The 24,525-nt window shown below is 74.1% G+C and carries 21 protein-coding genes and 1 pseudogene; 13 read left to right on the forward strand and 9 right to left on the reverse strand.

Annotation, left to right across the window (positions count from 1 at the left end; all coding sequences use genetic code 11):
- Positions 1 to 414: 414 nt before the first annotated feature.
- Positions 415 to 1,968 carry an amino acid adenylation domain-containing protein gene (locus ABZ806_RS01745; protein WP_500214655.1) on the reverse strand — a complete coding sequence of 518 codons (1,554 nt, stop codon included), beginning with the start codon at positions 1,966 to 1,968 and terminating at the stop codon, positions 415 to 417.
- Between the two features lie 237 nt (positions 1,969 to 2,205).
- Here ABZ806_RS01745 and sbnA point away from each other — a divergent pair, with 237 nt between their 5' ends.
- From sbnA to ABZ806_RS01760, 3 genes are all read left to right on the forward strand, one after another.
- Positions 2,206 to 3,183, forward strand: a complete 978-nt coding sequence (sbnA, locus tag ABZ806_RS01750; RefSeq protein ID WP_500214657.1) for a 2,3-diaminopropionate biosynthesis protein SbnA — start codon at positions 2,206 to 2,208, stop codon at positions 3,181 to 3,183.
- A gap of 28 nt (positions 3,184 to 3,211) precedes the next feature.
- On the forward strand, positions 3,212 to 4,237 hold the full coding sequence (gene sbnB / locus ABZ806_RS01755; protein WP_500214658.1) for a 2,3-diaminopropionate biosynthesis protein SbnB: 1,026 nt from the start codon (positions 3,212 to 3,214) through the stop codon (positions 4,235 to 4,237).
- 405 nt (positions 4,238 to 4,642) lie between these two features.
- Positions 4,643 to 5,728: an epoxide hydrolase family protein gene (locus ABZ806_RS01760; protein WP_500214659.1), complete on the forward strand. Its 1,086-nt coding sequence runs from the start codon at positions 4,643 to 4,645 to the stop codon at positions 5,726 to 5,728.
- 338 nt (positions 5,729 to 6,066) lie between these two features.
- Here the strand turns inward: ABZ806_RS01760 and ABZ806_RS01765 are convergent.
- Together ABZ806_RS01765 and ABZ806_RS01770 are read right to left on the reverse strand one after the other, a co-directional pair.
- Positions 6,067 to 6,396, reverse strand: a pseudogene (locus ABZ806_RS01765) (alcohol dehydrogenase catalytic domain-containing protein); the annotation flags it as partial.
- A gap of 43 nt (positions 6,397 to 6,439) precedes the next feature.
- A complete protein-coding gene (locus tag ABZ806_RS01770) occupies positions 6,440 to 6,895 on the reverse strand; it encodes a Uma2 family endonuclease (RefSeq protein ID WP_500214778.1) in 456 nt (151 codons plus the stop codon).
- 283 nt (positions 6,896 to 7,178) lie between these two features.
- Here ABZ806_RS01770 and ABZ806_RS01775 point away from each other — a divergent pair, with 283 nt between their 5' ends.
- Together ABZ806_RS01775 and ABZ806_RS01780 are read left to right on the forward strand one after the other, a co-directional pair.
- The gene (locus ABZ806_RS01775; RefSeq protein WP_500214660.1) at positions 7,179 to 7,421 is read left to right on the forward strand and encodes a hypothetical protein; all 243 of its coding nucleotides are present in this window, start codon (positions 7,179 to 7,181) and stop codon (positions 7,419 to 7,421) included.
- Positions 7,422 to 7,516: 95 nt separating this feature from the next.
- Entirely contained in the window at positions 7,517 to 8,614 is a 1,098-nt protein-coding gene (locus tag ABZ806_RS01780) for an acyl-CoA dehydrogenase family protein (RefSeq protein ID WP_500214662.1), read from the forward strand.
- Here the strand turns inward: ABZ806_RS01780 and ABZ806_RS01785 are convergent.
- On the reverse strand, positions 8,589 to 8,999 hold the full coding sequence (locus tag ABZ806_RS01785; protein ID WP_500214664.1) for a DUF2000 family protein: 411 nt from the start codon (positions 8,997 to 8,999) through the stop codon (positions 8,589 to 8,591). The genes ABZ806_RS01780 and ABZ806_RS01785 overlap by 26 nt on opposite strands.
- 64 nt (positions 9,000 to 9,063) lie before the next feature.
- On the opposite strand from ABZ806_RS01785, the gene ABZ806_RS01790 reads away from it, so the two are divergent.
- Both ABZ806_RS01790 and ABZ806_RS01795 read left to right on the forward strand, forming a co-directional pair.
- Positions 9,064 to 9,864, forward strand: coding sequence for an AraC family transcriptional regulator (locus ABZ806_RS01790; RefSeq protein ID WP_500214666.1), 801 nt, complete (start codon positions 9,064 to 9,066; stop codon positions 9,862 to 9,864).
- Positions 9,865 to 9,879: 15 nt separating this feature from the next.
- The gene (locus ABZ806_RS01795) at positions 9,880 to 10,878 is read left to right on the forward strand and encodes an ADP-ribosylglycohydrolase family protein (protein WP_500214668.1); all 999 of its coding nucleotides are present in this window, start codon (positions 9,880 to 9,882) and stop codon (positions 10,876 to 10,878) included.
- Between the two features lie 5 nt (positions 10,879 to 10,883).
- On the opposite strand, the gene ABZ806_RS01800 is transcribed toward ABZ806_RS01795, so the two are convergent.
- Genes ABZ806_RS01800 through ABZ806_RS01810 form a run of 3 tightly spaced genes read right to left on the reverse strand, consistent with a single transcriptional unit; the run spans position 10,884 to position 12,807 of the window.
- Positions 10,884 to 11,303 (reverse strand): TIGR03668 family PPOX class F420-dependent oxidoreductase, encoded by a 420-nt coding sequence (locus tag ABZ806_RS01800; RefSeq protein WP_500214670.1) that lies wholly within the window; start codon positions 11,301 to 11,303, stop codon positions 10,884 to 10,886.
- Between the two features lie 19 nt (positions 11,304 to 11,322).
- The gene (locus tag ABZ806_RS01805) at positions 11,323 to 12,126 is read right to left on the reverse strand and encodes an enoyl-CoA hydratase (RefSeq protein WP_500214671.1); all 804 of its coding nucleotides are present in this window, start codon (positions 12,124 to 12,126) and stop codon (positions 11,323 to 11,325) included.
- Between the two features lie 36 nt (positions 12,127 to 12,162).
- The gene (locus tag ABZ806_RS01810; RefSeq protein ID WP_500214673.1) at positions 12,163 to 12,807 is read right to left on the reverse strand and encodes a class II aldolase/adducin family protein; all 645 of its coding nucleotides are present in this window, start codon (positions 12,805 to 12,807) and stop codon (positions 12,163 to 12,165) included.
- Positions 12,808 to 12,878: 71 nt separating this feature from the next.
- Here ABZ806_RS01810 and ABZ806_RS01815 point away from each other — a divergent pair, with 71 nt between their 5' ends.
- Entirely contained in the window at positions 12,879 to 13,796 is a 918-nt protein-coding gene (locus tag ABZ806_RS01815) for a carbohydrate kinase family protein (protein ID WP_500214675.1), read from the forward strand.
- Between the two features lies 1 nt (position 13,797).
- On the opposite strand, the gene ABZ806_RS01820 is transcribed toward ABZ806_RS01815, so the two are convergent.
- The gene (locus tag ABZ806_RS01820; RefSeq protein WP_500214677.1) at positions 13,798 to 15,348 is read right to left on the reverse strand and encodes an AMP-binding protein; all 1,551 of its coding nucleotides are present in this window, start codon (positions 15,346 to 15,348) and stop codon (positions 13,798 to 13,800) included.
- A 69-nt stretch (positions 15,349 to 15,417) separates the two neighbouring features.
- Positions 15,418 to 16,062: an ACT domain-containing protein gene (locus ABZ806_RS01825; protein WP_500214679.1), complete on the reverse strand. Its 645-nt coding sequence runs from the start codon at positions 16,060 to 16,062 to the stop codon at positions 15,418 to 15,420.
- 209 nt (positions 16,063 to 16,271) lie between these two features.
- Between ABZ806_RS01825 and grpE the strand changes: the two genes are divergently transcribed.
- The 5 genes from grpE to ABZ806_RS01850 are packed head-to-tail and all read left to right on the forward strand — an operon-like array spanning position 16,272 to position 24,521.
- A complete protein-coding gene (grpE, locus tag ABZ806_RS01830; RefSeq protein ID WP_500214680.1) occupies positions 16,272 to 16,985 on the forward strand; it encodes a nucleotide exchange factor GrpE in 714 nt (237 codons plus the stop codon).
- A 7-nt stretch (positions 16,986 to 16,992) separates the two neighbouring features.
- On the forward strand, positions 16,993 to 18,576 hold the full coding sequence (locus tag ABZ806_RS01835) for an Hsp70 family protein (protein ID WP_500214682.1): 1,584 nt from the start codon (positions 16,993 to 16,995) through the stop codon (positions 18,574 to 18,576).
- 28 nt (positions 18,577 to 18,604) lie between these two features.
- Positions 18,605 to 21,322 (forward strand): SaeA-related protein, encoded by a 2,718-nt coding sequence (locus tag ABZ806_RS01840; protein ID WP_500214684.1) that lies wholly within the window; start codon positions 18,605 to 18,607, stop codon positions 21,320 to 21,322.
- A complete protein-coding gene (locus ABZ806_RS01845; RefSeq protein WP_500214686.1) occupies positions 21,319 to 22,557 on the forward strand; it encodes a TRAFAC clade GTPase domain-containing protein in 1,239 nt (412 codons plus the stop codon). Before ABZ806_RS01840 ends, ABZ806_RS01845 begins: the two co-directional genes overlap by 4 nt.
- Positions 22,557 to 24,521, forward strand: a complete 1,965-nt coding sequence (locus ABZ806_RS01850; RefSeq protein WP_500214688.1) for a GAP1-N2 domain-containing protein — start codon at positions 22,557 to 22,559, stop codon at positions 24,519 to 24,521. The genes ABZ806_RS01845 and ABZ806_RS01850 overlap by 1 nt, the downstream gene beginning before the upstream one ends.
- The last annotated feature ends 4 nt before the right edge of the window (positions 24,522 to 24,525 follow it).

Here is a 24,525-nt window from a genome sequence, read left to right on the forward strand (position 1 = left end):
TTTGCGCCCGGAACCGGCTGGGCACCGGCGGGCAGAAAATCAACTGAGAGAATGACCACAGAACTGATCGGGCTTTCCCCGTCCCCTTTCACCCGAGCCGCTTCCGGGAACGCGATCGGCCCGCGTTTTCCCGGAGTCAACGCCCTGTGTTCCCGCCAATACAGAGCGCCGTCGCTTTCCGCGCCTGAGGCGGAACCGCCCTCGACCCACGTTCTACTCAGGAGTAGCGGAGTCACAGTCAACCAGCCTGTCACATGCCTCGCAATCCCCTCAAAAGTAGAACTTGGCCGGTCCCGTTGCTAACAGGAGTGACAAAACGGCCGGGCCGCGCCCCGCGCCGAGAGGCCGGGGACGCTCATCGGATGACAAAGGTTGACAACCGGATCGACCTGGTCGGGTCACTCAGCGTGATGATCAGCGGGCCGGGTACTCGTGCACGACCACCACCGCGGCGCCCACCGCCGGGTGCCGCTGCAGGACGGCCTCGATCTCGCCCAGCTCCATCCGCACCCCGGCGATCTTCACCTGCCGGTCGACGCGGCCCAGGTACTGCAGGGTGGGCCGGTCCTCGCCGCCCGCGCCCGCGGGCAGCAGCTTCACCGCGTCGCCCGTCCGGTAGAGGCGGCCGGTGGGCGACGCGGCGTCGAAGGGGTCGCGGTAGAACGCCTCGCGGGTGCGCTCGTCGTTGCCGAGGTAGCCGCGGCCGACGACGACGCCGCCGACGAACAGCTCGCCCGTCTCGCCGATGTCGCAGGCCCCCCAGGTGCCGTCGTCCTCCTCGCGCAGCACGTACAGGCGCGTGTTGACGATCGGGGTGCCGATGGGGAGGCGGAGCAGGTCCAGGTCGCCGGCGGTCACGGTGTGGTGGGTGACGTCGTCGGAGCACTCGGTCGGGCCGTAGGCGTTGAGCAGCCGGGCGTGCGGCATCGCCTCCAGCCAGCGGCGGGACAGCTCGGCGGGCAGCTCCTCGCCGGTGGCGATCATCCAGCGCAGGGTGGCCAACGAGCCTTTCCGGGGGGCCTGGGGGGTCGTCCCCCCGGACTGAGGCGATCCGGGGGCCAGGTCGTCCAGCAGGTGCCTGACCATGGTGGGGACGAGTTCCACGATCGTGATGCCGCGGTCGTCCACCGCGCGGGCGAACGCCTCCGGGTCGTGCGCGACGTCGTCGCCGATGACGTCGATGCGGCCGCCGAGCAGCAGCGGGCACAGCATCTGCCAGATCGAGATGTCGAAGCCGAGCGGCGCGGTGAACGCGACCACGTCGGCGCCGGTCAGCTCCAGGTCGATGATCTTCGCCCAGAGGTGGTTGAGCATGCCCTGGTGCTCGACCACCGCGCCCTTGGGGCGGCCCGTCGAACCCGAGGTGAACAGGACGTACCGGGGCCGGTCGAGGGCGTCCAGGCGGGGCTGCCCGGCCCACGGCGCGAGCCCGCCGGCGGCGGCCGCGCGGACGACCCGGCAGCCGGCCGCCGCGGCGCCCTCCAGCAGGGCGGGGGCGGTCCCGGCGGCGTCCGCGGCGACCAGCACGGACGCGCCCGCCTGGTCGAGGACGTCGCGGACGCGCCCGGCGGGCCAGGTGTCGTCGGCCGGGACGTACAGCGCGCCGACCAGCTCGATCGCGAGGAAGGCGGCGATGACGGTCGCGGAGCGCTCGCCGCCGACGCCGACGACCGTGCCGGGCTCGACGCCCTCCGCCTCCAGCAGCGCGGCGATGCGGCGGGCCTCGGCGGCCAGCCCGGCGTAGGACAGCGTGCGGTGCCGGTCGGCGACCGCCGGGCGGTCGCGCTCGGCGGCGAACCGCTCGACCCGGGTGATGACGGGGTCGGCGAGGTCGACGCCGCGCTCGCGGAGCATGCCGTGCCGGACGGCCAGCTCCCGGGCCCGGTCCGCCTGCGCCGCCGGCACGTCCAGGGCGGGCAGGCCGGCCGCCGGGAGCAGCCGGTCCACGGCGGGTCCACGAGCACTCATCATTACTCTCCGTGTTGTAGAACCACTCCGCTGTAACAGCAATACGCGCCGGGGCCATAGCTTATGTCCGGCGTTCAGCAGAAGCACCTCGCATTGCACCCTACCGACCGGTAAGCAGAGGGTTGCGACGGGAAGATGCACGAAGGTACGGTGATGCTCCGCATGGCTCTGGCGTGAGGCCCGGCGGCGAACTCGGGGGAAGATGAGGGAATTGTTTCTTCATTTGAGGGTGGACGCGTGCCGATAATCACCTCGCCGCAGGATTTCAATGTCGACGACCTTTACGTCGATCTGCGGCATGTCATAGACAGGCCGCTCTACCTCAAATGCGAGGGCTTCAATTTCGCCGGGTCGGTCAAGCTGAAGGCGGCCGCGGCGATGGTGGAGGCGGCCGAGCGCGAGGGCGTGCTCACCGCCGATTCGATCATCGTCGAGTCCTCGTCGGGCAACCTCGGGATCGCGCTCAGCCTGATCGCCGCGAGCCGCGGCCTGAAGTTCGTGTGCATCACCGACCCGCGCTGCAACCCCGCGTCGATGCGGGTCATGCGGGCGCTCGGCGCCGAGGTCAGGGTCGTGTCCGACAAGGACGCCAACGGCGGCTACCTCGGGGGGCGGATCGCGTTCGTCCGGGGCCTGTGCGAGTCGGACCGGCGGTACGTCTGGCTGAACCAGTACGCCAACCGCAACAACTGGCTGGCGCACTACCGCGGGACCGCGCCGGCGATCGACCGCGAGTTCCCCGACCTGGAGGTTCTCTTCGTCGGCGCCGGGACGACCGGGACGCTGATGGGCTGCGCCCGCTACTTCCGCGAGCACCGGCGGCCCGTCACGATCGTGGCGATCGACGCGGTCGGGTCGGTCACGTTCGGCGGCATCCCGGAGCGGCGGATGGTGCCGGGCCTCGGCACGAGCAGCCGGCCCGCGCTGGTGGACGAGTCGTTCATCGACGACGTGGTGCACGTCCCCGAGCCCGACACGATCCGGACCGTCCACGCGCTCGCGTCCCGCGGGTTCCTGTTCGGCGGATCCACCGGCACCGTCGTGTCCGGCGCGTCCCGCTGGCTGGACGAGAAGTACCCCGGCGAGGACCCGGTCGCGGTCGCCATCGCCCCCGACCTCGGCGAGCGCTACCTCGACTCGATCTACGAGGAGGGCTGGGTGCGCGAGCACTTCGGCGACGTGCTCTGCGACCCGGCCGGTATCCTCGGCGACTGATCATCGACAAAAGACGGAGTTTCCCCCCATGACGCAGGTCCCAGCATTCGCCGTGATCTCCGGCGCCCAGGTCCACGAGGCGGTCTCCGGGCACGAGGAGCAGGTCACCCGGATGGTCGAGGCGGCCTACCGGCTGCACGGCGAGGGCCGGACGGTCAACCCGGACTCCTACTTCCTGCGGTTCCCGGACCGCCCGTCCGACCGGATCATCGCCCTCCCGGCCTCGGTCAAGGGCGACGTCGGGGTGCACGGCATCAAGTGGATCTCCAGCTTCCCCGGCAACGTCGCACGCGGCGTCCCGCGCGCGTCGGCGGTGCTGATCCTGAACGACGCGGAGACCGGCTACCCGTTCGCGTGCCTGGAGAGCTCGATCATCTCCGCCGCGCGCACCGCCGCGTCCGCCGCGCTGGCCGCCGCCGTCCTCGCCGACGCCCGCGGCTCCCGCCCCCGCCGGGTCGGCTTCGTCGGGGTCGGCCTCATCGCCCGCTACATCCACACCTACCTGGCGGGCAACGGCTTCACGTTCGACGAGCTGGGCGTCCACGACCTCTCCCGCGAGCACGCCGAGGGGTTCACCGAGTACCTGGCGCGCTCGGAGAAGGGCGACATCACGATCCACGACTCGGCGGAGTCGCTGATCCGCTCGTCCGACCTGATCGTCTTCGCGACCGTCGCCGGCGAGCCGCACGTGCACGACCCGGCCTGGTTCGAGCACAACCCCCTCGTGCTGCACGTATCCCTGCGGGACCTCTCCCCCGAGATCATCCTCGCGTCCTACAACGTGGTGGACGACGTCGAGCACTGCATGAAGGCCAACACGTCCCCGCACCTGGCCGAGCAGAAGGTCGGCGACCGCGACTTCGTGGCCGGCACCCTCTACGACGTCCTGACGGGGAAGACGGCACCGCCCGCCGGCAAGCCGGTGGTCTTCTCCCCCTTCGGCCTGGGCGTCCTGGACCTGGCCGTGGCCAAGTACGTCTACGACCAGGTCTCCGCCGCGGGCACCCTGCACACCGTCCCCGACTTCTTCCACGAACTGAAGCGCTACGGCTGACCGCCCGCCCCTACCCACCCCACACCGCGGCCCTGAGGACGTCCTCGCCCCACTGGCGGAGGTCTGAGACGACGGCGGCGATGTCCCGCGTGGCGCCGAACCTGCGCATCGCCTCCGCCACGGACGCGGTGAAGTCGACTCGTTCTCGTCGGCCACTCCTACAAGCGGCAGCGTGGCCAGCAACGCCGCCACGGGACTCGCGAACGTCAAGGCGCGTCTACACGAACGCCTTCGCACCGGACGAGGGCGAGTCCACGACGCTCGCGGGCCGGAGCGCCGCTCCCTCTGGAAGGTCCATGCGTCTCGTCAATCGTTGGCATGGCCAACGAGTGTGTTATCGTTGGCGATGCCAATGTTGGGCGCCCCCACGATCACGGGGCGCGTGATTCCGCTGGAGTTGAGACGATGATCAAGCCGTTCCGCATCGACGTCCCGCAGGCCGACCTCGACGACCTGGCCGACCGGCTCGCCCGCACCCGGTGGCCCAACGAGGTCGACGGCGCCGGCTGGGACTACGGGTTTCCGCTCGCCCGGGCCCGGGAGCTGGCCGAGTACTGGCGCACCGGGTACGACTGGCGGAAGCACGAGGCCGAGCTCAACGAGCTGCCGCACTTCACCACCGAGATCGACGGCCAGAACATCCACTTCGTGCACGTCCGGTCGGCGAAGCCGGACGCGCTCGCGCTGATCCTCACGCACGGGTGGCCCGGGTCGTTCCTGGAGTTCCTCGACGTGATCGAGCCGCTGTCGCGCGACTTCCACCTGGTGATCCCGTCGATTCCGGGCTACGGGTTCTCCGGGCCGACCCGCGAGCGCGGCTGGGGCACCCCCCGGATCGCGCGGGCCTGGGCCGAGCTCATGCGCCGGCTCGGGTACGAGCGCTACGGCGCGCAGGGCGGCGACTTCGGCTCGGGCATCTCGCTGGCGCTCGGCGCGGCGGCACCTGAGCAGGTCGTCGGGGTGCACATCAACTACCTGCCGACCCCGCCGGACCCCGAGGTCGAGGTGTCGGAGGCGGACGAGGCCCGGCTGGGCAAGATCAGGAAGCTCATGGCGAACCGTCCGCCCTACCAGGCCCTGCAGGCCCTCACCCCGCAGACCATCGGCTACGCGCTGACCGACTCGCCGGTCGGCCAGCTGGTCTGGATCGCCGAGCGCTTCGCGCAGTGGACCGACCCGGGCACGCCGGTCGACGACGACCGGATGCTGACCGACATCTCGCTCTACTGGCTGACCGCCACCGCCGCCTCCTCGGCGCGGCTGCACCACGACGCGCCGCGTGGGCAGATCGCGCAGTGCCGGGCGCCGGTCGGCGTGGCGGTGTTCCCCCGCGACATCACCCAGTCGGTGCGTCCGCTGGCCGAGCGCCGGTTCGACATCAGGCACTGGTCGGAGTTCGACCGGGGCGGCCACTTCGCCGCGATGGAGGTGCCGGACCTGCTCGCCGGGGACGTCCGGGACTTCTTCCGCGGCCTGGCCGAGGCCGGCTGAGCATCAGACCTCGATGACGACCTTGCCGGGGACGCCCGTGTGCTTGGCCTCGAACGCCGCGCGCGTCTCGGCCAGCGGGTACACGGCGCCGATATGGGCGCGGAGCCGGCCGTCCCCGGCGCGTCCGCCGCGCGGGCCCGGCCGGTGGCGATGACGTGCGCGCCGGCGTCGCGGGCCAGCCGGACGGCGAGGCTGCCGACGCCGCCTCCCCCGCCGTGGACGACGACCGTCCGGCCGGGCTCCAGCCCGCCGTGCACGAACAGGCCCTGCCAGCATGTCAGGCCGGCGAGCGGCAGCGCGGCCGCTTCGGTGAACCCCACCGAGCCGGGCAGATGGGCGAGGTTGCGGGCCTCCACCGCGACGTACTCGGCCGCCGCGCCGTCGCGGTGCCAGTCGGTCAGGCCGAACACGCGGTCGCCCACCGCGAACCCGGCGGTGCCGTAGGCGACCTCGGCGACCACGCCGGCGACGTCGTGGGCGGGGATCGACGGTGTCCGGTCGCGCCCGGCCCGGTCGACCCAGGTGCCGGGCCAGTCGAGTTCATCGGGGACGAACCCCGCCGCGTGCATCCGCACGACCACGTCCCCGGTGGCCGGACGCGGTTCCGGCGCGTCCTCCAGGACCAGACCCTCACTACCGCCGCGCTCATGGACGCGCACAGCTCTCATGATCCCCCTCGCCACCGCCGACACAGGCGGCCGCCGACCAGGCTCAGGCGAAGCCCGAGGTGTCCAGTTCGATCTCGAACGGCTCCGGCAGCGGAAGCGGCTTGCCGAAGGGCACCTGGTCCGTATGCCGGTAGTCCGTGCCGTCCGTGCCGCTGAACAGCGTCACCGTTCGCTCGTCCCGGTCCACCAGCAGATAGAACGGAATGCCCGCGCGCGCGTACCCGGTTCGCTTGCCGCTTCGGTCATGTTCCGGCCTGGAGGAGGTGACCTCGACGACCATGGAGATCCCTTCGGGCTCGACCTCCATCCACTCGCGAGCCCCTCGGAAGAGCCGTAGCTCCGCAGGTGCTATGACCATGTCCGGGAGCACGCGCATCGCCCGGCCGTCGTCATCGCCAGGGATGATCAGGCCCTTCCGACCGGCCCAGTGGAACCGCTGAGGCGACTCCCGGACGATCTGCAGGGAGACTTCAGCGATCCAGTCCTCGTGGTCGCCCAGGGGGGGGTGGTGTCACGACGATTTCTCCGTCGATCAGTTCGGCTCGGAAGCCCTCCGGGGTGTCGAGGGCGAGGAAACCTTCGAGGAGACCATCGTCGTCTCCATACGAGAGAGGCTCATGAACCATCGCAGTCATGCTCTGCTCCTTTCCTCGCAAGCGAGTATATGAGCAGAGCGCCACCTTTCGGATACAGATCGTAGCAACGAAGCCGTACATGCTCACCCTACGGCGCCCCTCCCCCGACGGGCAGATAGAACGGGTGCGAGTGGGCACGGTTTGTCTATGGATGAGTGGAATGTCGGGCGTGGCGACGTCCAGGAGCTGTCGGACTTCGAGCTGGCCGTGTACGAGACCGTCGCGGAGATCGACAAGGACGGCGGGGCCGCGGACTTCGAGACGATCGGGCGGCTCGTCGGCGGTCCCGAGGAGGAGGTGTGGGCGGCGCTCGGGCACCTGGTGCTGATCAACCACCTGCACTCGACCACGCGGGGGTACGTGCTCGGGCCGCACGACTGGGCGCCCTGACCGTCCCGCTGGCCGGGACGGCGGAGGGCCGCGCGGCGGGCGCGCGCGGCAGGATGGGCGTGCAAGCGTCGGGTCGTGCGCGGGAGGCCGCAGGGATGAAGCTCGTCGTCACCGAGGAACAGCGGGAGCTGCGGGACGCGCTGCGGCGCTTCTTCGCCGACCGGTCCCCCGCCGCGGAGGTGCGGCGGCTGATGGAGACGGCCGAGGGCCACGACCCGAAGGTGTGGGCGCAGATGGCCGACCAGCTCGGCCTGCAGGGCCTCGCGATCGCCGAGGAGCACGGCGGCGCCGGGTTCGGGGTGCGGGAGCTCGCGGTCGTGTTCGAGGAGATGGGCCGGGCGGTCGTGTGCGCCCCCTTCCTCGCGACGATCACCGCAGCGGCGGCGCTGGAGGCCGGCGAGGGCGGGCACGACCTGCTGCCCGGCATCGCCGACGGGTCGGTGATCGCGACGCTGGCCGTGGCCGAGGACGGCGGGTCCTGGGACCTCGCCGACGTGGCGGCCCGGTTCGAGGACGGCCTGCTGCGGGGGAGCAAGAACTTCGTCCTGGACGGGCACATCGCCGGCCTGGTCCTCGTCGCGGCCCGGGGCGAGGACGGCGTCGGCCTCTACGCGGTCGAGGACGTGTCGCGGCTCGTCCGGACCCCCGCGGTGACGCTCGACCAGACGCGGAAGCTGGCGCGGATCGAGTTCGACGGCGTCCCCGCGCGCAGGGTCGGCGGCGAGGACGCGCTCAGGCGGGCGCTCGACGTCGCGGCCGTGGCGCTGGCCGCCGAGCAGCTCGGCGGCGCGCAGAAGACCCTGGACATGACCGTCGAGTACGCGAAGGTGCGGTACCAGTTCGGCCGCCCGATCGGGTCGTTCCAGGCGATCAAGCACCGGTGCGCGGACATGTTCGTGCTGGTGGAGTCGGCCCGGTCGGCCGTGCTGAACGCCGCCGCCGCGGCGGACGAGAGCCCGGCGGAGCTGCCGGCCGCCGCCGCGCTGGCGAAGGCGTACTGCTCGGACGCCTACTTCCACACGGCGGGCGAGGCCATCCAGCTGCACGGCGGCATCGGGTTCACCTGGGAGCACGACGCGCACCTGTACTTCAAGCGCGCGCAGGGCTCCCGGCAGCTGTTCGGCGCGCCCGACCGGCACCGGGAGCGGCTGGCCGCGCTCGCCGGCCTCACGGGTGCAGCCGCAACCCCTTGAGGACCTTGTCCACGCCGTTCTTCGGGCCGTGGACGGCGAACCCGACCAGGGGCATCTCCTCGGCCGTGACCGCGCGGACCGTCTCGCGGTTGGCCTCGTCGTGGCCGGTCTTGAACATGTCCTCGATGTAGACGGCGACGTCCATGCCGCGGGCGAGGGCGCGGCCGTGCGCCGTCAGGACCGCCGCCGCGCCGGCCTCGTAGACCAGCACCGGCTGCCGGAACATCGCCAGGTACCGGTTCCCCGACGCGTCCTCGTAGGGCTCGCCGATGACGCCGGGCACACCGGCGGCGACGGCGCTCGCCAGGAACGCGGTGACGTTGAGCCGCTGCCAGGCGGCCAGATCGTCGCGGACCACGATCCCGATCTTGGTGTCGAAGCGCATGCGACACAGGGTTCCGCACCGGACGGCGGTTCGTCTTGAACGCTCGTGCGCCAGAATCGGACGCGTGGACTGGAGCCGGTACTGGCGGTCGTCCGACCGCCCCCTGGAGGCGATGCACGCCCACTTCGAGCGGCACGTGTACCACCGGCACAGCCACGAGACGTACTCGTTCGGCGTGACCGAGGACGGCTACCAGGCGTTCCGCTGCCGGGGCGGCGCCCACACCAGCGCGGCCGGGATGGTCATCGCCTTCAATCCCGACGATCCGCACGACGGCCACGCCGCCGACGAGCTGGGCTTCACCTACCGCATGGTGCACATCGGCCCGGGACTGGTGTCGGGCGTGCTGGCCGACATGGCGGGCCGGACGGCCGGGCTGCCGCTGTTCACCTCCCCCGTCGTGGGCGATCCCGTCCTCGCGCGGAACCTGCGCGGGCTGCACGCGGCACTGCTCGGCGGCGCGCCGGCCCTGCGGCGGGACGAGCTGCTGACCGCGACGGTCGGGGCGATGGTCGACCGGGCGGCCACGCGGCGCCTCGGCACCAGCCCCGCCGGCGGCTTCGTCGAGCGGGCCAGGCGGCGCCTGGAGGAGGCGTACCTGGACGACATCGGCGCCGACGAACTGGCCCGAGCGGCCGGATGCAGCCGGTTCGCGCTCTACCGGGGCTTCCGCCGGGCCTACGGGATGGGGCCGAGCGACTACCAGCGCCAGCTCCGGCTCCGCGCCGCCCGGCGCCTGCTCGCCGGGGGCGGCGCGATCGGGGACGTCGCGGCCCGCACCGGATTCGCCGACCAGAGCCATCTGACGCGCTGGTTCGTCCGCTGCTACGGCATGACGCCCGGCCGCTTCCAGCGCGCCGGTTGAGGGAGAATGCCCGGTATGAAACGGGCGAGCGGGGCGATGTTCGGGCTGGCGTACGGCGACTCCCTGGGGGCGCCGACCGAGTTCCTCACGATGAAGCAGATCCGCAAGCGGTTCGGCGACCACGGGCCCGCGCGGCTCGACGGCGACCCGGCGCTGGTCACCGACGACACGCAGATGGCGATCGCGGTCGGCCTCGCCCTCCTGGACGCGCTCGCGAACCCGCCATTCACCCCCGAGCTGGTCACGCCGATGTGGCGGCGGCGCTTCATCGACTGGCTCAACAGCCCCGACAACAACCGGGCGCCCGGCAACACGTGCCTGCGCGCGTGCCGGAACCTGGAGGCGGGGCGGCCCTGGGTGGAGGCGACCGTGGCGGGGTCCAAGGGCTGCGGCGCCAACATGCGCGTCGCGCCGGTCGGCCTCGCCCCCGGCCTGACGGACGAGACGCGCGCCGGCGCGTCCCAGCTCCAGGCGGCCCTCACCCACGGGCATCCGACCGGGCTCGCCGCCAGTGAGCTGACCGCGTTCGCCGTCCGGTGGCTGGCCGACGGCATGGACCCGTCCGACCTGCCCGGGGCGCTCCGCGCCCGCTGCCACGACCAGCGCACCGCCTACCACGGGCGCTGGCTCGGCGACCTGTGGCAGCAGCCCGGCATGGACGCACCGGAGACGTTCATCGCGCGCGGCTGGGACGAGTGCCTGGCCGTCCTCGACCGCTTGGACGAGGCCCTCGCGCGCACCGACCGCTCGTCCGACCCCTGCGAGATCACCGGCGCGGGGTGGATCGCCGAGGAGGCCCTCGCCACGGGCCTGCTGTGCTTCCTGCTGTTCCCCGGCGAGCCGGTCGAGGCGATCCGGCGCGGCGCCGCCAGCTCCGGCGACTCCGACTCGATCGCCTGCCTGGCCGGCGCGTTCGCGGGCGCGCACCTCGGCATGGACGCCTGGCCGGACGAGTGGTCCGCCCGCATCGAGTACGCCGATGACCTGGCGAAGCTGGGCGCAGCCTGGGACTGATGCCGCTAGGACGCCGACCAGCCCGTCCAGGTGTCGATGGTGATCGCGATGACCGGCCCTTCGGGCGGACGGTCGCGGTACTGGGCGTACCGGTCCGCGAGCAGGCGGACGGGCCCGGCCATCCGCGCGGCCTCCTCGACGACCTGGGCGCGGCCGTCCACGCGGACCCACCACAGGCGGGTCCAGTCGTCCTCGTAGTGGTCGGCCAGGAGGGCGACGCGGGGGTTGGCGCGGACGTTCGCCAGCCGCCGCAGGTCACGGGTGCTCTTCGGCTTGTGGTCGACGGCCGTGTAGACGCTGCCCCGGTGGACGGCGAACGTCACGGGCACGAGGTGCGGCCGCCCGTCCTCCCCCACGGTCGCCAGGCGCACGACCGGGACGGCCGCCAGGAGGCGGCGCGCGTCGTCCGGTGAGAGCTTCGGCACGCCCTCAGCCTGCCACGGTTCAGTCCTGGAAGTCCGGCGGGCGGTGCTGCTTGCGCGCCCTGATCGCCTCTTCGAAGTTCTGGGTGGTGAGGCGGACGTAGAGCTGGGCGAGGCCCTCCTGGCCCATGTGCGCGTCGAGGCTCGCGGCGTCCAGGCTGGACCACAGCATCCGCTTCGTCAGCTCGACGCCTGGGCGGCTGAAACCGGCGATCCGCTCGGCGAGGTCGTAGCAGGAGTCGAGGAGCTTGTCGCCGGGGACGACCCGGGAGAGCAGGCCGATGCGCTCGGCCTCGGCGGCGTCCACGTCCCGGCCGGACAGCATCAGCTCGAAGGCGCGGGACGCGCCGATCGCGCGCGGCAGCAGGTAGCTGAGGCCGAGCTCGCTCGCGGTGAGGCCGTTGTTGATCCCGGCGGCGCGGAACAGCGCGGTGTCGGAGCCGAGCCTGATGTCGGCGGCCAGGGACAGGCAGAGCCCGCCGCCGATCGCCGGGCCGTTGACCGCCGCGATGACCGGCTGGTGGACGCGGCGCATCGCGCGGATCACGTCGTCGAGCAGTTCCATCGAGCGCAGCGCGATGGTCGGGAGCGTCAGCCCGTCGATGCCGGGGATGTCGCCGGGGTTCTCCAGGTCCGCGCCGGAGCAGAAGCCGCGCCCGGCGCCGGTGATGACGACGGCGCGGGTGTCGTTGTCGAGGCTCACCCGTTCGAGCGCCTCGCGGAACGGGACCATCACGTCGAAGGCCATCGCGTTCATGCGCTCGGGCCGGTTGAGCGTGATGAGGGTGAGGTGCGGGCGCGGCTTGTCGATCAGGACGAAGGGCAAAGCGGGCCTCCCGGAGTCAACCTAACAAGCGTTAGGTTACACACGCGGGAACTCCGGCGGCGTGAGGCCGCGCTCCACCACCTCCGCCAGTTCGCCGTCCGTCAGGACGCGCGGCTCGCCGATCGTCCTGGCGCGGACGTACACGCCGCAGAGCCATTCGAGCAGGCGCGCGTTCTCGAACGCCTCGTCCAGGTCGCGCCCGATCGCGACGCCGCCGTGATTGGCCATCAGCGCGGCGCGCTTGCCGCCGTCCATCGCCCTCCGGACGTTCTCCGCCAGTTCGGGCGTCCCGTACGTGGCGTACTCGGCGACCTTCACCACGCCGCCGAGGAGCAGGGTGTTGTAGTGGATCGGCGGCAGCTCGGTCATGGTCGTGGCCACGACGGCGCCGTAGGTCGAGTGCGTGTGCACGATCGCCGCGGCCGGGGTCGCGTCGTAGAGCGCCAGGTGCATGGGCGTCTCCGACGACGGCGCCCGCTCGCCCTCGACGAGCCGCGCGGAGAGGTTCACGACCGGGCAGTCGGCGGGCTCCATCCGGTCGAGCATCATGCCGCCGGGCGTGACCGCGACCAGGTCGCCCAGCCGGACGCTGATGTTGCCCGACGCGCCGGTCACGAGACCGGTCCCGGCCAGCCGCCGCCCGATGGCGCACAGCTCCTGCCGTTCATCCTTCAACAACATGCGAATACCTCTCACGTTCCGCCGTCTCCACCGCGTACGCTACGGCCCTGACGATCATTAAGGGGCCCGTCATGACCGTTGTCACTCTCGGCGCGCACATCCTGGACGTGCTCGCCCGGCCCGTCGAGGGCATCCCCGCCGGGCAGGACACCGTCGTCGTGGAGCAGATCCGGGTGACCGCCGCGGGCGCCGCCGCCGGGACCGCGGTGGCGCTCGCCAGGCTCGGCAACGACGTCATCTCGGTCGGCGCGATCGGCGACGACGACCTCGGCGACCTGCTCGTCACGATCATGACCCGCAACGGCGTGGACGCGACCGGCCTCGTCCGCCGGACCGCCGACCAGACGAGCGCCTCGATCCTGCCGATCCGGCCGGACGGCGGGCGGCCGAGCTTCCACGTCCCGGGCGCCAACCTGACCCTCACCGCGGGCGCGGTCGGGCCCGGCCTGCTCAGCGCGGCGGGCGTCGTCCACCTCGGCGGGCCCGACGTCACGTTCGGGCTCAACGACCCGGCGTTCTTCGAGATGCTCGCCGCCGCCCGCCGGACGGGCACGGTCGTCACGATGGACCTGCTGTCCAACCTGCCCGACCTGCTGGCCGGCGCCGCCGCCTTCCTGCCGCACGTCGACCACTTCCTGCCGAACGAGGAGCAGGCCGCGGCGATGACCGGGGAGAGCGACCCGGAGAAGGCCGCGCGGGCGCTGCTCGACCGGGGCCCGCGCACCGTGGTCGTCACGCTCGGCGCGGAGGGCAGCCTCGTCGCGACGGCCGGGGACGTGCGCAGGCTGCCCGTCCTGCCGGTCGAGGTCGTCGACACGACGGGCTGCGGCGACGCGTACTGCGCCGGGTTCATCACCGGGCTCGTGCACGGGCGGGACGTCCTGGAGGCGGCGCGCTGGGGCACCGCGGCGGCGGCGACCGTCGCGCAGGGCCTCGGGTCCGACGCGTGCCTGACCGACCTGGACGCCGTCCTCGCGCTGCTGGCGTGAGTCAGATCTTCTGCTTCTGCCCCTCCCAGTAGGGGTCGCGCAGGAGTCGCTTGTAGAGCTTGCCGGTCGGCGTCCGCGGCATCCGCTCGACGAAGTCGACCGAGCGCGGGGCCTTGTACCCGGCGAGCGACGCGCGGACGTGCTCGATCAGCTCGCCGGCGACGGCGTCGGACGGCTCGGCGCCGTCGGCGAGTTCGACGGCGGCCTTCACCTGCTCGCCGAACTCCTCGTCCGGGACGCCGAACACCGCCACGTCCCGGACGGCCGGATGGGTGATCAGCACGCCCTCGATCTCCGCCGGGTAGATGTTCACCCCGCCGCTGATGATCATGTCGATGACGCGGTCGGACAGGAACAGGTAGCCGTCCTCGTCCAGGTGGCCGACGTCGCCGGTGGTGAACAGGCCCTCCGCGCGGTGCACCGAGCGGGTCTTCTCCTCGTCGCCCCAGTAGACGACGTCGTCGCCGCTGGTGTACCGGAAGAAGATCTGGCCGCGCTCGCCGGGCGCGGCCGGCTCGCCGTCCTCGCGCAGGATGTGGACCTCGGTGGTGGGCAGCGGCACGCCGACGCTGCCGGGCTTCTTCAGCCACTCCTCGGCGGTGATGACGCTGTTCACCGACGCCTCGGTGGAGCCGTAGTACTCGTGGACGACCGGCCCGAACCAGTCGATCATCCGCCGCTTGACCTCGGGCGGGCAGGGCGCGGCGCCGTGCCACACGGCCGCGAGGCTGGAGCCTCCGAACGCGGCGCGCGTCGCCTCGTCCAGCCGCAGCAGCCGGACGAACTGGGTCGGGACGAGGTGGACGTTCGTGATGGCGTGCTCGTCGATGAGCCGCAGCGTCCCGGCCGGGTCGAAGTCGCGCCGCATCACCACCGACCGCCCCCGGAGCAGGAACACCAGCGACCACAGCCACTGCGCCGAGTGGTAGACGGGGCCGACGAGCAGCGACCGGCCGTCCACCGGGATCCTGAGCACCTCGGCGAACACGTCGCCGACGAGGCCCGCCGTCTCGATCGGCGCGCCCGCGCCCAGCTGCTTGCGGCTGACGCCCTTCGGCCGGCCGGTGGTGCCCGAGGTGTAGAACATCGGGAAGCCCATCACCGGGTCGGCGATCTCCTCCCCCGCGCCCGTCGCGAGGAACTCCTCGTACGGGGCGAAGCCCTCGACGGCGTCGCCGAACGCCACCCGGGCGTCCAGGTCGAGGCCCTCGGACGCCTCGCGCGCGACGTCGCCGAACGCGTCCTCGGAGAACAGGGCCCGCGCGCCCGCGTCGGTCAGGACGTAGCGCAGCTCGTCGGCCGTCCAGTGCCAGTTGACCATGACGTAGCGGAGCCCGATGTGCCCGGCGGCGCACATCAGCTCGAAGTACTCGCGCCGGTTGCCGGAGTGGATCGCGATCGCGTCGCCGGAGCCGAGGCCCAGCCCGCGCAGCGCGTTCGCCAGCCGGCCGGTCCGCGCGTCCAGGTCCCGCCACGAGGTACTGCCGCGTTCGTCGGTGATGGCGGGTTCGTCCGGCTTGGCGTCGGCGTACGGGCGGAGCAGTGCGGCCATCGGCCACCTCCTGGAACGCGGCAGAGTCCTGGAATGCGACTCTAGGACGCGTTCGCCGGGAAGACCAGGTCAGAACCCGGTCCGGGCGGCCGGCGCACCGTACAGCACGGCGTCGGCGGCGCCCGCGAGCTGCTCCAGGCGGAAGACCTCGGTGCGGTGGAACGGCGGCGCGCCCGTCCGGGCGGCGACCAGCGCGACGGCGCCCAGGGCGAGCGGGCAGACCGCGTACTGGGTGCCGTCCGGCGCGGTGAACGCGCGGGGCCGCAGCGGCTCCAGGCCCGGCAGGTCCGCGCCCGACACGCCGCCGACGCTGGCGTGCACGAGGACCGCGGCGTTCTCCCCCGCCGGTTCGGCCAGGCCCGCCCAGTCGGCGCTCAGCAGCGCCGGGACGGCGTCGGCGAGGATCTCCATGCCGCGCTCCGGGACGGCCCCGACCTGCCCGATCACGGCCGCGTCCGGGAAGGCCCCCGGCGGCTCCTGGGTCGGCCAGACGCCGACGACGTCCACGCCCTGGACAGATCCGAGGCCCGCCATCAGCCGCCCGATGCCCGCCCCGGCGGGCCACGCGACCGTGAAGTCGTCCAGCGCGCGGCCGTTGCCGCGCTCCAGCACCGCCATCTGGACGACGTCGGCGCCCGCCGCGCCGAGGGTGCGGGCCACCCGCCCGAGCGACCCGGGGCGGTCCGGCAGCCGGACCCGTATCCGCAGCAACATCGGCACCTCCAGTTTCCCGCCGGACGGTCCGGGCGAGGCCCCCAGCCTCGGCGACGCCGGTTTCCCCGGTGTTACCCCTCCGTGTCGTTCCGAGAAATCGGAGGCACATGTCGGTGCTGGAATGACGGGTACGGGTCAAACTAGAGTCCAGGCAAGGTCATCAGCAGGGCCTGTCGTCCGCATGCCGTCCAGCATTAAGGTAACCGCACGTGTCGAGGGACGGGGAACCCCCAGTCAACGAGGACTCCGGAGCAGCGCCGGAGCCGGCCTCCGCCGGGGACGAGGCGGACGCCGCGGCGTTCCGCGCGGGCGTCCGGGAGGCCCTCGCCGGGCTGGCGGCGCGGCTGGACCGCGAGCACGAGCGGGCGGCGCACCGCGAGGCCGTCATCGACCGGCTGCACGAGGAGAACCAGCGGCTGCGGCGCGGCGAGCTGCAGGGGATGCTCGAACCCGTCCGCACCGCGCTGTACCGGCTGCACGACCAGGCGCGCCGCGAGTCCGGCCGGCTCGGCGCGGCCGGGCTCGGCGACCCGCCCGACCCCGGGCAGACCGCGCTGCTGCTGGCGGCGCTCGCCGACGACGTCGCCGACGCGCTGGCGCGGCTCGGCATCGAGCGCTTCACGGTCGAGCCCGGCGCGCCCTACGACGCGTCCCGGCACCGCCCGGTCGCGGTCACGCCCGTCGCCGACCCGCTGGCGGACGGCACCGTCACCGCCGTCCAGTCCGACGGGTTCGAGCAGAGCGGGAAGGTGCTGCGCAAGGCGGCGGTGAGCGTCGGCAGGCTCGACGAGAGCGCGCACGGTGAGAGCGCGCAGGACGAGAACTCGAAGGAATGCGGGGCCGCGGTCAACGCCGCCCCAAGTCGCCACGGCGGGGCCGGACGTGGCGAGACGATGAACTCTGGACTCGGGACCGACAGGTGAGAGGGACATGGCTGTCTACGGGATCGACCTCGGAACCACGTACTCCTGCATTGCCTCCATCGACGATGTGGGGCGGCCCGCGGTCCTGCGCAACCTGGAGGGCACCGACACCACGCCGTCCGTCGTCTTCTTCGAGAGCGGCGAGAACGTCGTCGTCGGCGCCACCGCGAAGGACACCGCGGTGCTGGAGCCCGACAACGTCGTCAGCCTGATCAAGCGCGACATGGGCCGGGACGTGGCGCGGCCCATCCACGGGATCGACTTCACGCCGGAGGAGATCTCGGCGTTCGTGCTGCTGAAGCTCGCGACGGACGCGCGCACCACGACCGGCGAGGACGCCCGCGACGTCGTCATCACCGTCCCGGCCTACTTCGGCGCCGCCGAGCGCGACGCGACGCGCAAGGCGGGGCGGATCGCCGGGCTGAACGTCATCGACATCGTGTCCGAGCCGATCGCCGCCGCGATCACCTACGGCGTGCTGAACCCCGAGAGCGACCGCACGATCCTGGTGTACGACCTCGGCGGCGGGACGTTCGACACCACCGTCATCGCGCTGCGCGAGGGCCACATCGAGGTCGTGTGCACCGACGGAGACCACGAGCTCGGCGGCGCCGACTGGGACGCGCGGCTCGTGGAGTACCTCGCCGAGCGGTTCCGCGAGGAGCACCCCGGCGCGGGCGACCCGCTCGACGACAAGCAGACCGAGCAGCAGCTCCGCCGCGACGCCGAGGACGCCAAGAAGGCGCTCACCACGCGCACCGGCCACACCGTGCGGGTGATGCACGCCGGCCGGGTCGCGGCGGTCGAGGTGACGCGGGAGAAGCTGGAGGAGCTGACCAAGGACCTCCTCGACCGCACCGTGGAGATCACCGGCCGGACGCTGTCGACCGCCGCCGAGAAGGGCGTGGACGACTACGACGACCTCGTCCTCGTCGGCGGGTCCACGAAGATGCCGGTGGTCGCGGCGCGGCTGGCCACCGAGCTGGGGCTCGCGCCCCGCCTCCAGGACCCCGACCTCGCGGTCGCGAAGGGCGCGGCGCTGTACGCGTTCGAGGAGACCTACCGGCGGCTCGTCCGGGAGGGCGCGGCCGAGCGCGCCGAGGAGATGGCGACCCGCGCGGGCCTGTCCGCCGAGCAGCAGAAGCAGATCGCCGGGCGGCAGATCAAGACGGTCGCCTCGCACGCGTTCGGGATCGTCGTGGTCGACCGGGAGACCGGCGCGGAGAACGTCGCGCACCTCGTGCACGCCAACGACGCGCTGCCCGCCGCGAAGACCGAGGACTTCTTCACCGTCTACGACGACCAGGCGTCGGCCGACATCCGGGTCATGGAGCAGGCCGGGGTCGTGGAGTCCGGCGACCTGATCGACAACACCGAGATCGCGACCGGGGAGATCCGCGTCCCGCCGGGCAAGAAGGCGGGCTGGCCGATCGGCGTCACGTTCGCGCTCGACGCGTCGGGGCTGCTGAACGTCACGGCCGTGGAGAAGGAGACCGGCGAGAAGCTGGAGCTGAAGGTGGACGTCGGCGGGATGTCCGAGGAAGAGGTCGAACGCTCCCGCAAGGCCCTGTCCCGCGTCCAGGTGAGCTGAGCGCCCCGCCGATCCCCTGGAGGCGCCCGTGGCGTTCGACGACGACTACCGGCGGGAGGTGCTGGAGCCCGCCCGGGCGGCGGGCGACCAGCCTCCCGAGGACCTGCGCGCCCGCTACGCGCTCGGCCCGCGCACGGCCGCGCTGGACGGGGCGGCCGTGACCGCGCGGGTGAAGGAGGTCCGGCAGTGCTGGCGGCGGGCCCGCGGGCAGCTGAAGTACCGCAAGCTGATCGACCGGCTGGAGGCCGAGCACCGCGAGCTGGCCCCGCTGTTCGCCGCCGCCGAGCGCGGCGACCCGCGCCCGCTGGAGGCGCGGCTGCGCGGCGGCGCGGAGCGCACCGAGCGGCGCCGCGGGCAGGCCCGCGCCCGCCTGGCCGACGCCGCCGGGACGCTGCGGACGGCCGCGCCCGCCGAGGTCGAGGCCATCGCCCGCACCGGCGGCGTGACCCGCGCCGAGCTGGCCGGGCTGGCCGCCGCCGACGGCATCGAGATCCGCGAACCGGACCCGCTGCCGTCCGCGCCGCCCTACCCCGCGTACCGGAAGGTGCGCGAGTCGCTGGACGTCCTCGGCAAGCGGCACCTCGCCGACTTCCTGTTCGGGCCGCGGCTCACCGGCCCGATCCGCGTGCTCGGCGGCTTCGCCGCGCCCGCCGCCGACCTGCAACTGGACGCCGCCGCGGTGGCCGCCGCGGGGGCGGAGTGGGCGCGGCGCGGCCGCGACACCAGCACCACCCACGCCGACACGGTCCTCGCCGCGCTCCGCTCGGACGCCGACCCGCACGCCCTGCTGCTGTTCGACGTGGCCGACCGCCTGCGCGAGCGCTTCCGGCAGCGCGCGTCCGAGCGCGCCCTGCTCAGGCACGCGATCGAGGACCTCGGCATCGAGCGGGACGACGCCCGCCGGCTCGTCTTCGCGATCGTCCGGGAGACGGGGCCGGGCGGCGGCGGGCTCGCCGGCCGGCTGCGCGCCCTGCTGGACGCGGGCGACGTGTACGCCGCCGCCGAACTCGCCGACGCCGCGAAGATCCCGCACCCGTCCCCCCGGCCGCCCTCCCAGCACGGGGAGCCGCCGGAGGAGGAGATCCTCGCGGCCGAGGCCCGGCACCGGCTCGACACCGCCCTCCGCCTCCGCGAGACCGCCGCCGCCGAACGCGACCCGGACCGCGCCTTCCGCCTCCTCGCCGACGCGCTCCGCCTCGTCCGCGACCTGCCCGGCGCCGAAGCCCACCAGCGCCGCCTGCCCCCGCGTCCCGTCCCGTCCCTGCGGGTGGACGTCGACGCCGGCGGCGCACCCGGCCATCACGCGGCGCACGGCCGCGCGGAAGAGCACGGAACGGTGGTGCGGTTGTCGTGGGAGGGGTCGCCCTCCACCGCGGGCGAGATCGGCTACCACGCCGTGCGGCGGGTCGGGCGGGCACCGCGGGATGTGCGGGACGGCGAGCCGCTCGCGGGCGCGGTGGACGAGCGCCCGCCCGTGAACGTGCCGGTGTACTACGGGGTGTTCGCGGTCCGGGGCGAGGGTGCGGCGGCGCCCGCCGTGGCGGGGCCGGTCGTGGTGCGGCCGGAGCCCTCGGACGTCGAGCTCGCCGCCGGGGACGGGCAGGTGACCGGGCGGTGGCGGTGCCCGGACGAAGCGGCGCGGGTCGTCGTCGTGCGGGACGGGCGGGCCGTTCCGGCGGGCCGCGACGGCTTCCGGGAGCGGGTGCCCAACGGGCGGACCCACCACTACCTGGTCTCGGCCGTCTACCTCGACGCGTCCGGGCGGGAGGCCATGACGGACGGGGTGCGGGTGTCGGCCACCCCCGGCGCGCCGCCCGAGCCCGTCTACGAGGTGCGCGCGGAGACCGACGCGTCCGATCCGGAGCTGGTGCGGGTCCGGTTCGAGCCGCCCGGGAACGGGGCCGTGGAACTGGTGCTGTCGGACGGCCCGCCGCCGTGGCCGCGCAGCGCGGTCGTCCCGCTGGAGGAGGTGCGGCGGGAGACCCGGCGGCTGGCGTGCGCACCGGTGCCGGGCGGGCTCGAGGTGCGGCCGGGGGCCGGCGGGTGGCTGCTCGCGGTGACGGTCGCGGAGGGCACCGCCGCGATCGGCGCCTACCACCGGCACGTGAACCTGCCGCCGCCGCGCCGGCTGGTCGCCGAACGGCGCGGCGACCACGTCCACGTCGGGTTCGACTGGCCCGCGGACGTCGCCGAGGTCGACCTCGGCTACCGGGTCGGCGGCGAGCCGAGGGCCGGGACCGCGCCCCTGCGGGAGGGCGACCCCCCGCACTCCCCGGTTCGCCTCGCCCAGACCGTGACCCGCGCCTCCTACGACACCCAGGGCGGGGTACGGCTGCCCGTCCCCGAGGACGCGCCCGTGGAGGTCACGGTCGCCGCGGCCGGGACCGTGGGCGGCGCGCGGGTGACCGGGCCGCCGGTGACCGCCGTCGTCGCGGCGCGCACGATCGTCCGGTACGACGTGCTGCGGTCGGGGCCGCCGTGGCGGCGGTCGCTGACGATCCGGCTCACCTCGTCGCGGCCGCTGCGGGTGGCGCGGCTGTCGCTGGTGCTGCGCGCGGGGCGGGTCATGCCGCACCGCCCCGGCGACGGCGACACGCTCGGCGCGTGGGAGCAGGTGCCCGTGCCCGGCGAGCTGTCCCTGGCGGTACCGGACGCGTCCGGGCCGTACTGGCTCCGCTGCTTCGCCGACGACGACGGCGTCGAGCTGAGCGACCCTCCCGTCCGCCGGCTCCAGGTCTCGCGATGACGCGGCCACTGGCCCGGGTGGGGCTTCCCGGGACGCCGTCCAGGCAGGGCATCACCTGCCCCTACTGCTTCGCGTCGGTGGCGCCGCGGCGGGTGCTGTTCCGGTGCCGGGGGCAGGCGGGGCGGCGGAAGGGCTGCGCGCCGGTGCTCGACGAGGAACTGGCCGGGTACACGGGGTCGACGGCGGGCGCGTCGCTGCCGCCGGTGTTCGCCGCGTCCGGGCGCAGGGGCCGGGCCGACTGCCCGGAGTGCGGGCTGCCCACCGGCAACCGGGCCTGCCCGGAGTGCCACAACCCGCTGCCGTCCGCGTACTGCGACTCGCCGGGGCGCATCGTGGCGCTCGTGGGGGCCAAGAACGCCGGGAAGAGCACCTACATCGCGGTGCTGCTGCACGAGCTGATGAACCGGGTCGGGACGGAACTGGACGCCTCGCTCGTGGCGTGCGACGACCGGACGATCGAGCGGTACAAGCGCGACTTCGCGCGGCCGCTGCTGGAGGAGCGGCGGCTGCTGCCGACGACCGCGAGCGCCGCGACCGGCCCGCGCGAGCCGCTGGTGTACCTGCTGACGCGGACGCGGCGGGGCCGCTTCGCGCGGGCGCGCAACGAGTCGCTGGCGCTGGTGCTGTTCGACACGGCGGGCGAGGACCTGCGCAGCCGGGAGGTCACCGACCTGCACCTGCGGTACCTGGAGGCCGCCGACGCGATCATCTTCCTGGTCGATCCACTGGAGCTGCCCGGCGCGCGGGCGGGCGTGCGCGACGCCGTCCCCGGGCCGCGCGCCGCCGGCGACGACCCGGACAGCGAGCCGCTCAACATCATCGCCCGGGTGACCGAGGCGCTGCGGCAGCGGCACGGGACCCGGCCGGGCGAGCCGCTGCCCGTGCCGGTCGCGGTCGCGCTCACCAAGATCGACGCGCTGCGGCCGGGGCTGCTGCGGCAGTCGGCGCTGCACCGGTCGCGGTCCGGGCAGGGCGTGCTGGACCTCGACGACAGGGACGCGGTGGACGAGCAGGTCCGGGCGCTGCTGCACGACTGGCAGGCGGGCCAGCTCGACACCTACCTCGGCCAGCAGTACGCCGACCACGCGCTGTTCGGGCTGTCGGCGCTCGGCGGCGTCCCCGAGCGGGGGCGCGTCGGCGCGGGCGGTGTGCGTCCCTACCGGGCCGAGGATCCGCTGCTGTGGCTGCTGCACCGGTTCGGGATGCTCGACGGCGTCCGCCCCGGGGGCGGCTAGTGGCCTGGCAGCTGCACTACACCTCCGCGCGGCGCGGCCCGACCGGCCGGGCCGGGTTCCAGTTCGTCGCGCAGACCCCCGGCCTGCCGGACGGGGTCCGGGCGGGCGTGACCCCGTACCTGGCGTACCGGCCGCCGCCGGACGCGCCGCTGTCCCCCGACGACTCCGAACTCGGCCTGTTCCCGGTGTCGCTGCTCTACGACCGGGTGGACGGGCGCCCGCTGCTGCTGCGCTGCCGCTACCTCGGCCGCGACTACTCGGGGCGGTTCGGCAACTTCTTCGCGCACGCGGTGGTCGCGGAGCCGGAGGAACTGGAGGGGCTGCGGCCCGCCGAGCTGTGGCAGGCCCCGCACTGGACGCGGCTGCCCTCGCCGGAGGCCGTCCTCGACCCGCTGGACGAGCTGGTCCCGGGGGCCGCGCTCGATCCCGAGGCGCTCGCCGCGTGGCTCCCCGCGTCCGGCCCCGGCGACCCGTACGCGCTGCTCGCCCGGCTGGTCGACGCGGTCGCCGGGGTGCTCGGGCGCGGCCACGGGCGGGTCGTGCTGGTCGCCGACGACGCCGAGCTGGTCGCGCGGTGGATCGCGGTCGTGTCGTACTCGCTGCCGGTCGCGGCGGCGGCGCGGCTGTCGTTCGTCACCTACACCGCCGACCCGGACGGCGCCGCGCAGCGCCTGGTCGGCACCACGCCCGCGGTCTGGGCGGCCGTGCGGCACCACGCCTCGCACGCGCCGGCGTTCGACCTGCGCGAGGGCGGCGCGGACGGCCCGGCGAGCCGCTTCGCGCGGACCGTCGCCGGCTGCTGGCGCGGCGCCGACTTCGGCGGCCTGGACGCCCTCGGCGAGCTGGCGCCGCTGGAGGGCGCCGCGCGGGAGGGCGCCGCCGCGCTGCTCGCGCTGTGCCGGGGCGACGCGAGCGTCACGGCCGAGGAGGAGCGCGCGGCGGCGGAGCTGCTGGCGCGGCACGGGTCCGGCATCCCCGGCTGGGTGTGGCGCGATCTCGTGCCCGGCGTGCCGTCCATGGGCCTCGGCCTCGCGTTCGCCGTGCACGAGCACGCGCCCGCCCGGTTGCGGGACGCGGTGCTGGACGGGCTGGTCGCCGGGCTCGCCGCGGGACGGGCGTCCCAGCTCACACCCGACGGCTGCGACCTGCTGTACCGGCACGCCGAGCGGCTCCGGGCCGAGCCCGGCGTCGCGGTCCCCGTGCTGACGTCGGTGGCCCGGCGGCACCGGGGCCGGCGCATCGCGGTCACGGGCGAGCTGCTGCGGCTGGACGGCGCCGCCGATCTCGACGCGGCCCTCCGCGAGGTGTGGGACACGCCGCCGTCCGCCGGGGAGTGCGCCGACCTCCTGGACGCGCACGGTGCGCATCCCGCGCTGGCCGGCCTGCCGTCCCGCACGTTCACCCGGCTCGCGTTCCCCGGCGGCGCGGGCCTGGCGGACCCGGCGACGCTGCTGCTGGCGGGACGGGTCCGGGAGCTCATGCCGGACGGGCCGGCCGGGCGCGACGCCGCCGTCGTCCAGGCGTACGGGACCGCCATCACCGCCGACCCGGCCCGCGCGGCGCGGGCGCTGGCGGAGATCGCCGACGCCGCCGGCCCGCCCCGGCAGCTCGCCGGCGAGGCGTTCGCCGGTGCGGTGCGGCGGCTGTCGCGGCGGCCGCCGAAGTTCCGGGCGGAGCTGCTGGCGGCCGTCCCCGCGCCCGTCCGCGCCCGGATCGCCGCGGCGTGGACCGGCGGGCCTGCCGGGCGCGGCCCCGTGCTCGGCCGACAGATCAAGGAGCGCAACGACCTGGTCGAGGTCGTGCTGCGGCTGCGCACGCGCGGCGTCGCCGAGCCGTCCCTGGAGGCGTGGGCGCGGGCGGCGGCCGGGCGGTGGCTCGCCGGCAGGCAGCTCGACGCGCACCTCGCGCGCAGCCCGGAGCTGCGGGCCGCGCTCCGCGACCTCCGCGCCGAGGGCGGGGGGTGAGCGC

The sequence above is a fragment of the Spirillospora sp. NPDC047418 genome (genome assembly GCF_040643275.1).
GTDB lineage: Bacteria > Actinomycetota > Actinomycetes > Streptosporangiales > Streptosporangiaceae > Spirillospora.

Excerpts from the sequence above, each read along its gene's own strand:
- ABZ806_RS01780 (WP_500214662.1), top strand. The coding sequence starts at position 7,517 with ATGAAGCTCGTCGTCACCGAGGAACAGCGGGAGCTGCGGGACGCGCTG.
- ABZ806_RS01745 (WP_500214655.1), bottom strand. The coding sequence starts at position 1,968 with ATGAGTGCTCGTGGACCCGCCGTGGACCGGCTGCTCCCGGCGGCCGGC.
- ABZ806_RS01820 (WP_500214677.1), bottom strand. The coding sequence starts at position 15,348 with ATGGCCGCACTGCTCCGCCCGTACGCCGACGCCAAGCCGGACGAACCC.
- ABZ806_RS01835 (WP_500214682.1), top strand. The coding sequence starts at position 16,993 with ATGGCTGTCTACGGGATCGACCTCGGAACCACGTACTCCTGCATTGCC.
- ABZ806_RS01810 (WP_500214673.1), bottom strand. The coding sequence starts at position 12,807 with ATGTTGTTGAAGGATGAACGGCAGGAGCTGTGCGCCATCGGGCGGCGG.
- ABZ806_RS01845 (WP_500214686.1), top strand. The coding sequence starts at position 21,319 with ATGACGCGGCCACTGGCCCGGGTGGGGCTTCCCGGGACGCCGTCCAGG.
- ABZ806_RS01785 (WP_500214664.1), bottom strand. The coding sequence starts at position 8,999 with ATGCGCTTCGACACCAAGATCGGGATCGTGGTCCGCGACGATCTGGCC.
- ABZ806_RS01825 (WP_500214679.1), bottom strand. The coding sequence starts at position 16,062 with ATGTTGCTGCGGATACGGGTCCGGCTGCCGGACCGCCCCGGGTCGCTC.
- sbnB (WP_500214658.1), top strand. The coding sequence starts at position 3,212 with ATGACGCAGGTCCCAGCATTCGCCGTGATCTCCGGCGCCCAGGTCCAC.
- ABZ806_RS01815 (WP_500214675.1), top strand. The coding sequence starts at position 12,879 with ATGACCGTTGTCACTCTCGGCGCGCACATCCTGGACGTGCTCGCCCGG.
- ABZ806_RS01795 (WP_500214668.1), top strand. The coding sequence starts at position 9,880 with ATGAAACGGGCGAGCGGGGCGATGTTCGGGCTGGCGTACGGCGACTCC.
- ABZ806_RS01775 (WP_500214660.1), top strand. The coding sequence starts at position 7,179 with ATGGATGAGTGGAATGTCGGGCGTGGCGACGTCCAGGAGCTGTCGGAC.
- ABZ806_RS01760 (WP_500214659.1), top strand. The coding sequence starts at position 4,643 with ATGATCAAGCCGTTCCGCATCGACGTCCCGCAGGCCGACCTCGACGAC.